Source organism: Microbacterium umsixpiens, from assembly GCF_053543675.1.
This window is the reverse complement of the sequence record NZ_JBLVOH010000023.1, coordinates 22698-32295: the sequence shown is the minus strand read 5'-3', so window position 1 is coordinate 32295 and position 9598 is coordinate 22698. Positions and strand designations below refer to the sequence as shown.

At 69.2% G+C, this 9598-nt stretch carries 8 protein-coding genes; 6 read left to right on the top strand and 2 right to left on the bottom strand.

The window, feature by feature from the left end:
• The coding region (locus ACNPM4_RS02220; protein ID WP_448984575.1) for a response regulator transcription factor at positions 1 to 179 on the top strand (179 nt) is incomplete at its 5' end.
• Between the two features lie 4 nt (positions 180 to 183).
• On the opposite strand, the gene ACNPM4_RS02215 is transcribed toward ACNPM4_RS02220, so the two are convergent.
• Positions 184 to 1422: an MFS transporter gene (locus tag ACNPM4_RS02215; RefSeq protein WP_448984541.1), complete on the bottom strand. Its 1239-nt coding sequence runs from the start codon at positions 1420 to 1422 to the stop codon at positions 184 to 186.
• Between the two features lie 60 nt (positions 1423 to 1482).
• Between ACNPM4_RS02215 and ACNPM4_RS02210 the strand changes: the two genes are divergently transcribed.
• On the top strand, positions 1483 to 2541 hold the full coding sequence (locus ACNPM4_RS02210) for a LacI family DNA-binding transcriptional regulator (protein WP_029264132.1): 1059 nt from the start codon (positions 1483 to 1485) through the stop codon (positions 2539 to 2541).
• A gap of 24 nt (positions 2542 to 2565) precedes the next feature.
• Here the strand turns inward: ACNPM4_RS02210 and ACNPM4_RS02205 are convergent, their stop codons facing one another.
• A complete protein-coding gene (locus ACNPM4_RS02205; RefSeq protein ID WP_448984540.1) occupies positions 2566 to 4065 on the bottom strand; it encodes a hypothetical protein in 1500 nt (499 codons plus the stop codon).
• Between the two features lie 119 nt (positions 4066 to 4184).
• Here ACNPM4_RS02205 and ACNPM4_RS02200 point away from each other — a divergent pair, with 119 nt between their 5' ends.
• From ACNPM4_RS02200 to ACNPM4_RS02185, 4 genes are all read left to right on the top strand, one after another.
• Positions 4185 to 7151 (top strand): Na+/H+ antiporter subunit A, encoded by a 2967-nt coding sequence (locus ACNPM4_RS02200; RefSeq protein WP_448984539.1) that lies wholly within the window; start codon positions 4185 to 4187, stop codon positions 7149 to 7151.
• Positions 7151 to 7750: a Na(+)/H(+) antiporter subunit C gene (locus ACNPM4_RS02195; RefSeq protein ID WP_105711432.1), complete on the top strand. Its 600-nt coding sequence runs from the start codon at positions 7151 to 7153 to the stop codon at positions 7748 to 7750. The genes ACNPM4_RS02200 and ACNPM4_RS02195 overlap by 1 nt, the downstream gene beginning before the upstream one ends.
• Positions 7747 to 9300: a Na+/H+ antiporter subunit D gene (locus ACNPM4_RS02190; protein ID WP_029264128.1), complete on the top strand. Its 1554-nt coding sequence runs from the start codon at positions 7747 to 7749 to the stop codon at positions 9298 to 9300. Before ACNPM4_RS02195 ends, ACNPM4_RS02190 begins: the two co-directional genes overlap by 4 nt.
• Positions 9297 to 9598: Na+/H+ antiporter subunit E (locus tag ACNPM4_RS02185; protein WP_448984538.1), on the top strand; the 302-nt coding region annotated here is incomplete at its 3' end. The genes ACNPM4_RS02190 and ACNPM4_RS02185, both read left to right, overlap by 4 nt.

Here is a 9598-nt window from a genome sequence, read left to right as displayed (position 1 = left end):
CCGTTCGCGAACGGGAGGTCCTCGACGGCATCCTGCAGGGCTGGTCGAATGCGCAGCTCGCGGCACGGCTGCGCATCTCGGTGCCCACGGTGAAGACGCACGTGTCGAACGTGCTGACCAAGCTCGGCGCGCGCAGCCGCTCGCACGCGGCAGCGATCGTGCGAGGCCGCGAGGGCTGAGCGCTCAGCGCTGCTCTGTGCTCGCCGCCGGGGTCTTCTCGTCGTCGCGCAGCGGGCGGGCGGCGCCCGAGAACAGCCCGGACATGACGACCAGGGCGACCAGGATGAACAGGGTGTTCAGCAGGCCGATGTGCTCGCTGATGACGCCGAGCACGGGCGGTCCGCCGAGGAACGAGATGTAGCCGATCGTGGCGGCCGCGCTGACGCGAGCCGCCGCCTTGGCCGGGTCGTCCGCGGCGGCGGACATGCCGAGGGGGAAGCCGAGGGAGGCTCCGATGCCCCAGAGCGCCGCCCCGACGAGCACCAGCGGGAAGGTGGGCGCGAGGATGAACAGCAGGATCCCCGATGCCGCGGCGACGGCGAGGATGCGCAGCACCGCGACGCGTCCGAATCGGTCGACGAGCGGGCCGCCGAAAAGGCGCACCGTCGTCATCCCGATGGAGAACACCGCGAGCGACACGGCTCCCGTGCCTTCCGCGAAACCATGACCCTGCTCGGTACCGAGCGCGATCCAGTCGTTGGCGCCGCCCTCGGCGAACGACATGCCGAGCATGACGACGCCGATCAGGTAGGTGCGGGGTTCGCGCCAGGCCTCGAGCGCGGTGTGCATGCGCTCGCGGAACGGCGGCTTGACGTGATCCTCCGGATCGAGGGCGGCCGCACGCGCCGGCACCTGGAAGAAGCAGACCACCGCGATCACGGCGATCAGCACGCCCATGGACACCGCGTGCGTCGCGACATCGATCGCGAGGTGGGCGGCGAGGGCGCCGATGCCGGCGCCGATGACGGTTCCGAAGCTGAAGAAGGCGTGGAAGACGGGGAGGATCGTGCGGCCCATCTGCTGCTCGATCGCGGTGGCCTCGACGTTCATCATCACGTCGACGCAGCCGTTGCCGAATCCGAACAGGGCCATGCCGAGGAGGACGACGGCCACCGAGCCGAACACCGTCGCGCCGAGGCCCACGAGTGCGATGCCCAGCGCGAACATGAGCATCGCCGCCAGCATGCCGCGCCGGGCGCCGGTGCGCGCCATCACCGCGGGGCTCGTCGAGATGCCGATGATCGAGGCGACACCCATGCCGAGAAGCAGCATCCCGACCTGCGCGTTGTCGAGCTCGAGCGCCTGCTTGATCCCCGGCACGCGCGACGCCCAGGTCGCGATCGAGAGGCCGCTCGCCAGGAAGATGGCGAAGATCGCGGCGCGCCAGCGGACGAACTGCGAACGGGTCAGGGCTGCTTCCATGCCGGACAGCCTATCGAATCGATTCGACCCGGGGGAACGGAAGCGAGCTATCCTCGAAGCATGAGCAGTCAGGAGACGCCGCGTCGGCCCACGATCGCCGACGTCGCACGCGAGGCGGGTGTGGCGACGTCCACCGCCTCGGTCGTCTTCAGCGGCAAGGCGAAGGTGGCACCCGCGACCCGCGAGCGCGTACTCGCCGCCGCCGCCGAACTCGGCTACGCCGGACCGGACCCCCGCGCCGCCTCCCTGCGACGCGGTCGCAGCGGCATCGTCGCCGTCGTGCTCGAAGGACACCTGCGTGCGGCCTTCCTCGACCCCGTGACGACGGCCATGATGGACGGCCTCACCGACGGACTCGCCGAACTCAGCGCCGGCATCCTGCTGATGCGCGACGAGCCGGGGGAGGGCACGGCGATCGCCGATGCACCCGTCGATGCCGTCGTGCTGATCGGATGCTCCGGACGCACCCGGGCATCCCTCGAGGTGGTCGTCGGCCGCGGCCTCCCGGTCGTCGTGATCGAAGGGGACGCCGGAGAGGCCATCCCGCGGGTCACACTCGACAACGCGGCAGCCTCGGCCGACATCGCGAAGCACGTGCGCGACCTCGGCCACCGCGATGTCGCCCTGGTCACCCTGCCGCTCGACAGCGACCGCGAGCGTGCAGCCGTCACACCGGAGCGTCTCGCGAACGCGACCGTCGACGTCACGGTCCACCGGTTGGCCGGCACCCGGGAGGTGTTCCCCGACGCCCCGGCGATCTCGGCATCCGGCAGCCTCATCGACGAAGGCGTGCGCGTCGGCAGGATGCTGCTCGCGGACCCCGCCACCCGGCCGACCGCGGTGCTCGCCCAGAGCGACCTGCTGGCCGTCGGGGTCATCCGCGCGGCCGAGGAGAAGGGACTCCGCGTCCCCGAAGACCTCTCCGTCGCGGGTTTCGACGGTATCGCGCTGGACGGTCTCGGCGACCTCACCCTCACGACGAGCGTGCAGCCGGCCGTCGAGAAGGGCCGCGCGGCGGGGGAGCAGGTCGCCCGCATGCTGCGAGGCGAACCGGGGATCACGCAGCATCTCACCTGTCGGTTCCGCGTCGGCACCACCACCGGCCCGGCCTCACGCTGAGCTCCGCCCCGCCGGCGGTCACAGTCAGCTGCGCTGCGGGCCGAGCGGAAGCGCCGTGTCGCCGAGATCGAGGATGCGGTAGCGGCCGCAGTCGATCACCTCGTCGGGAATGGCCGGTGCGGGCAGGTTCCAGGGAACCGTCTGCGCATCCTCCACGAGGAACGTCACCTCTCCGACGTCGAAATCGCGACGGTTCACCAACCAGGCATAGCCGCGCAGCTCATGATCGACCTGCACGAGCTGCGCAGGATCGTCGAGGTGCAGTTTCGGCAGACGTACGGTCCAGAATTGACCGGCCCCGGTGCGGCCGGACGCGTCGACCCAGTCGGTCACGCAGGTGAGGTCGGGGTCGGCGACCTCGGCGGCCGCAGCGAGGCGCGGGATGCTCAGGATGCCGCCGAGCGCGAGCAGCACCGCGGCGATCGCGGCGACGAGCGACCGGGGGCGGAGCGGCATCCACCCCGCGCGCGGCAGGGCGACCAGGGCCAGAACGGGCGCGAACACCACAGGCTGCAGGTAGCGGGCCGCGTGGGTGCCGAGCGCGATCGCGCCGATCACGACGAGAACGGGCATCAGCCAGGCGACGGCGGCGACGAAGCGCGAACCCTCACTCGCGGCGCGCGCCGTGCGGACGACCGCGAGCACGAGGAGCACCAGCACGATCAGGCAGCCGAACACCCCGCCGGGGGTCGAGAGGCGGTCTGCTGCGAGTCCGCCGTAGTAGCCGAGTGAATCGGCCCATCGCTCCGGCTGCACGTAGCCGGCGCCCGTGTTGGCGATCCATGCCCGAAGTGGAATGCGTCCGACGAAGCCGAGAGCCGTGCCGATCAGGAGCACACCGAGGAGCAGCGTCAAGCGCGACCGCTGCCGCGAGCGGATGGTCAGCAGCGCGAGCAGCACCGCGATCGGAACCACCGCCCACGCCGCGTACAACGGATTCGACAGGGTCGACAGGGCCGCCGTGGCGCCGAGCGCGACCAGGAGACCGACGATCCCGGACGCGCGGTCGAGCGCGCGACGCACCAGACCGACCGAGAGCACGACCGCGACCACGGTCGCCGAGTAGTAGGTCGTCGTGAGTTGCAGGGACGCGAGCTCGAGGGCATCGCGCGATGCAGAGAGCTCGGTCACGGCGATGGTGCAGACGGCCGCGAGTCCGAGAAGAGCCCACGCGACGGGTGCCCGGTCCTCTCTCCGCCGACCGGCCACGAGCCGAAGTGCTCCGTAGAGGGCGAGCATGTTGATCACGGCATTGATCGCGAGCAGGCTGTTCACATCGACCGGAAGGAGCAGGTCGAGCCCCGCGAACACCGCGGATTCGGGGAGGAAGAGCACGCTCGACATCGCCCAGTCCAGCGGCTCACCGGAAAGGAGCGACCGCGCGAACATCCCCACGATCAGGGAATCTCCGTCGCGGAACAGCAACTCCGATCGCGCTGATGATGCGACCTGTGCGGCGGTGATCACTGCGAGCGACAGGGCGCCGAACCACCCGGCCAGCTCCCGCACCCAGACCCGCCGCATGCGACCACTCTTGCACGATCGTGCAACCCGCGGACCGGACGGCCTTTTCGCCCGGGTAAACTAAAGGCGACACCCCCCGCCTGGCCTCAAGGCCGACGACCCCCGAGGGAGCCGCGTATATGCTGACGCTCCTCGCCGTGTTCCTGCTCGGGTCGCTGTTGATGCCCGTTCTGGTGCGCTGGCTCGGAGCTCAGGCCTTCGCCATCGCCGCACTCGTCCCCGCAGCGGCCTTCGTGCACGCGCTCGTCCTGACGCCGCAGGTGCTCGACGGCCCCGTTCCGTTCGAGTCGGTCGAGTGGATTCCGCAGCTCGGGCTGAACCTCTCCATGAATATGGACGTGCTCGGCTGGGTGCTCACCCTGATCGTGACCGGCGTCGGCGCCCTCGTGCTCCTCTACTGCCGGTGGTACTTCTACGAGGACTCGGCCGGCGTCGGCCAGTTCGCGGGCGTCCTTCTCGGATTCGCCGGAGCGATGTACGGCCTCGTGCTGACGGACGACCTCGTCATGCTGGTCATGTTCTGGGAGGTGACGAGCATCCTCTCGTACCTCCTCATCGGCCACTACCGCCGCCGCGCCGCCAGCCGACGTGCGGCACTGCAGGCCCTGCTCGTGACCACCCTCGGCGGACTCGTGATGTTCGTCGGCGTCGTGATCCTCGTCGTGGACACCGGAACCTCGAGCATCCGCGAGATCCTCGAGATCGCACCGACGGGCCCTGCGGTCGATGCCGCGATCGTCATGCTCCTGATCGGCGCGATCAGCAAGTCGGCCCTGTTCCCGTTCCACTTCTGGCTCCCCGGTGCGATGGCCGCGCCCACCCCGGTGAGCGCGTATCTGCACGCGGCCGCGATGGTGAAGGCCGGCATCTATCTGATCGCCCGGTTCGCGCCGATCTTCGCGTTCAGCGCCCCCTGGCGCCCGATCGTCATCACCCTCGGCATCCTCACGATGCTCATCGGCGGCATCCAGGCGCTGCGCGAGACCGACCTCAAGCGCATCCTCGCGTTCGGCACGGTCAGTCAGCTCGGGTTCTTCGCGATCGTCGTCGGCTACGGCACGCAGGCCGCAGCACTGGCCGGACTCGCGCTGGTGATCGGCCACGCCCTGTTCAAGTCGGCCCTCTTCCTGATCGTCGGCGTCATCGACCGGCAGCTGTCGACCCGTGACATCACCGAGCTCTCCGGCGTCGGGCGGCAGGCGCCGGTCATGGCGACGGCGGCATTCATCTCGGTGGCATCGATGGCGGGCATCGCTCCGACCATCGGGTTCGTCGCCAAGGAGTCCACGCTCACGGCTCTGCTCGACGACGCCCTGGGGGGTTCTCCTTGGGGTCTGGTGGCGCTCATCGGCGTCGTCCTCGGTTCCATGCTCACCGCGGCATATGGGGCGCGCTTCCTCTGGGGAGCCTTCTGGAAGAAGCGCGACGCGCAGGGGCAGCTGCCCGACACCGCCTGGCCCGATCCGCCGGTCGGGTTCCTCTCGGCGCCGATCATCCTCGCCGGCGTCACGCTCGCCGCGGGTATCGGGGCGCCCGCGCTCGACGTGGCCCTGCAGGGCTACGCCGTCACCGCGACTCCCGGGCTCGACCACGCGGGCGAAGCCGTCGAAGGCCCGGGGCACCTCGCGCTGTGGCACGGCCTCGAGCCCGCCCTGGGCATCTCGATCGCGTCGATCCTGCTGGGCATCGGCCTCTTCCTGCTCAGCCGCCGGACCGGCTGGGACCGCAGGCCCCGCCTCCTGCGCTTCACCGCCGCCGATGTCTACTACCTCGTCATGCGCGGCATCGACCGTCTCTCCGTGCTCAGCACCACCCTCACGCAGCGCGGCTCGCTGCCGGTGTACGTCGGCACCATCTTCGTGGTGTTCGTCGCCGCCGAGGTCACCGCGCTCATCGCCAGCGACATCGATCGTTACAACCTCTCCGCCTGGCACACGCCGGCGCAGATCGTCGTCGCGCCGATCATGGCGATCGCCGGGGTGTTTGCGGTGCGTGCCCAGAAGCGTTACACCGGCGTCGTCCTCGTCTCCGTCACCGGGCTCGGGATGGTCGTGCTGTTCGCGACGAGCGGCGCACCCGACCTGGCGCTCACGCAGATCCTGGTCGAGACCGTCACGATGGTGACGTTCGCTCTGGTGCTTCGCCGCCTGCCCGCGCGGATGGGGGAACACAACGCCTCGGTGGGGCGTGTCCCCCGGGCGCTCCTCGCGATCGGCGTCGGCGTCACCATGGCCTTCGTCGCGGTCGTCGCCACGCAATCCCGCATCGCGGATCCGATCTCGGAGGTGTTCCCGCAGCTCGCGTACGAGATCGGTCACGGCAAGAACGTCGTCAACGTGGCCCTGGTCGACCTGCGTGGCTGGGACACGATGGGCGAGCTGTCGGTGCTCGTGCTCGCCGCGACCGGTGTGGCCTCGCTCGTGTTCGTCACCCATCGAGCCGACCTGCTGGCCGCCACCAAGAACCTGCCGAAGGCGACCCGCAAGGCCGCGCGCAGCCGTCCGCTCGTCGAGACGACCGAGGGCATCCGGTTCCAGAACTCCGAGAACGAGAGCAGCCCGCGGGCATGGCTCGTCGGTGGGCAGAAGATGAAACCCGAGAACAGGTCGATCCTGCTCGAGGTGATCGTCCGCATCCTGTTCCACACGATCATCGTGGTGTCGATCTTCCTGCTCTTCGCCGGGCACAACCTGCCCGGCGGCGGTTTCGCCGGCGGACTCGTCGCGGGCATGGCGCTGGTCATGCGCTACATCGCCGGAGGCCGCTGGGAACTCGGCGCCGCCGCACCGACGGATGCCGGCCGACTGCTCGGAACCGGCCTCATCCTCGCCGTCGGCACGGCCGTCGTCCCGCTCTTCTTCGGGCTCGCGCCGCTGACGAGCACGTTCTGGGAATGGGAGATCCCCGGTATCGGGCACATGGAGTTCGTCACCTCGACCATCTTCGACGTGGGTGTCTACCTCGTCGTGATCGGGCTCGTCCTCGACGTGCTGCGCAGCCTCGGCGCCGAGGTCGACAGGCAGGCGGCTCTGCGCTCGACCCCCGGTCCTGAAGGCTTCCTCTCGCGCGGCAGGGGGAGCAGCTGATGGATGTCTCGCTCACCCTGATCGTCATCATGGCCATCCTCTTCGCGTGCGGCGTGTACGCGATGCTGGAGCGCAGCCTCACCCGCGTGCTGATCGGCTTCCTCCTGCTCGGCAACGCCACGAACCTGCTGCTGCTGATCGTGATGGGCGTCCCGGGCAACGCGCCGTTCTTCGGCACCGAGGGCGAGATGAGCGACCCGCTCCCCCAAGCGCTCACCCTGACCGCCATCGTGATCACGTTCGCGGTCTCGGCCTTCCTCCTGGCCCTGATCTATCGCTCCTGGCAGCTGGGCCAGGCCGACACCGTCGAGGACGACGAGGCTGACATCGCGCTCCGCGAGCGCACCGACGCCGACGAAGATCTCATGGACGACGAGTCCGAGACCGACGAGGACGAGGCGACCACCGACTTCGTCGGCGTGCAGACCGCACCGATCACTGTGCTGCACATGCGCGACCACCCCGCCATCCACGACGATGCACCGTTCGACGCGCCGACGGGCTGGGGCGACGAACCCTCCTCACGCTCAGCCGAGGGCGACCAGGCGCGCCCCGATGAACCCGACGACCACGACGAGAACGAGGAGGGCCGGCCATGACCGCACTGGTCCCGCTCCTCGTCGGGCTCCCGCTCCTCGGCGCCGCCATCACCCTCGTGTTCGGCCGGAACGCGCGGCTCCAGGTCGTCGTGACCGTCGCCACACTCGCCGCGGTCTCGGTGATCGCCGCTGTGCTCCTGGTCGTGGTGGATTCCGGCGACCCGCTCGCCGTCTCGGTCGGCGGCTGGCCGGTGCCCTTCGGCATCGTGCTCTATGTGGACCGGCTCGCCGCGCTCCTCGTGCTCATCTCGAGCATCGTGCTCCTCGCCGTCCTCCTCTTCTCCATCGGCCAGGGCGCCGCCGACGGCACGGACGAGACCCCGATCTCGATCTTCAACCCCTCATACCTGATCCTCGCGGCCGGTATCTTCAACGCCTTCATCGCCGGCGACCTGTTCAACCTCTACGTCGGCTTCGAGATCCTGCTCGTCGCCTCGTACGTGCTCATCACTCTCGGCAGCACCGAGTCCCGCATCCGCACCGGCGCCGTCTACATCGTCGTCTCGCTGGTCTCGTCGATCCTGTTCCTCGCATCGATCGCCATGATCTACGGCGCACTCGGCACCGTCAACATGGCCCAGATCGCCGAGCGCATGTCGGAGCTTCCACAAGAGACCCAGCTGGTGCTGCACCTGATGCTGGTGGTGGCCTTCGGCATCAAAGCCGCGATCTTCCCGGTGTCCTTCTGGCTGCCCGACTCGTACCCGACCGCCCCCGCCCCCGTCACGGCGGTGTTCGCGGGCCTGCTGACCAAGGTGGGCGTCTACGCGCTGATCCGCACCGAGACCCAGCTGTTCGCCTCGAACAGCATCGACACGGTGCTGCTGATCATCGCGCTCGCGACCATGATCGTCGGTGTGCTCGGTGCCGTGGCGCAGGCGGAACTCAAGCGAATACTGTCGTTCACGCTCGTCAGCCACGTCGGCTACATGATCTTCGGCCTCGCGATAGCCACGCCGGCCGCGATCGGCGCGACCGTGTACTACATCGTCCACCACATCGTCGTGCAGACGACCCTTTTCCTCGCGGTGGGACTCGTGGAACGACGAGCGGGGAGCACCTCGATCCTGCGGGTCAAGGGGCTGCTCAAGGTCGCACCGGTGATCGCCGTGCTCTACTTCGTGCCCGCGATCAACCTGGGTGGACTCCCCCCGTTCTCCGGCTTCATCGGCAAGTTCGCGCTCTTCGAGGCGGCAGCATCCGTCGGCACCCCGATCATGATCGTGCTGATCTTCGGCGGCATCGTCACCTCCCTGCTCACCCTGTACGCACTCATGCGCGCCTGGAACCTCGCCTTCTGGCGCGAGGAGGAGGACTCCACCGAGACCGAGGGTCGCATCTCGTACCTCGGCAACGCCCCGGCCGCCGACGAGCAGCAGGAGCGTCGCCGCATCCCGAAGATCATGACGATCGCCACGGCCGGCATGGTCGCCGTCACCGTCTCGCTCACGATCTTCGCCGGGCCCCTGTACGCGCTCTGCGACCGCATCGGCGCCGCACTGCTGCAGCCCGTCAGCCTCGTCCAGCTGGAAGAGGAGGTGGGCGGATGAGACGACAGACCAAGCGTCACCTCTGGCGCGACATCCGGGTCCAGCTGCCCTTCCTGGCCTGGCTCGTCGTGCTGTGGATGCTGCTGTGGGCGCAGTTCACCGTGCTGTCTTTCCTGTCCGGACTCGTCGTCGCGATCTTCGTGACCCGCGTGTTCCGGCTGCCGACCGTCGAGCTCTCCGGCCGGATCAACCTCGGCTATGCCGCACTGTTCGTGGTGCAGTTCCTGTTCGCAGTGCTCAGCGGAGCCATCTCGGTGACCCTGCAGGTGTTCGACTTCCGCCGCCAGCCGGGGGGCGC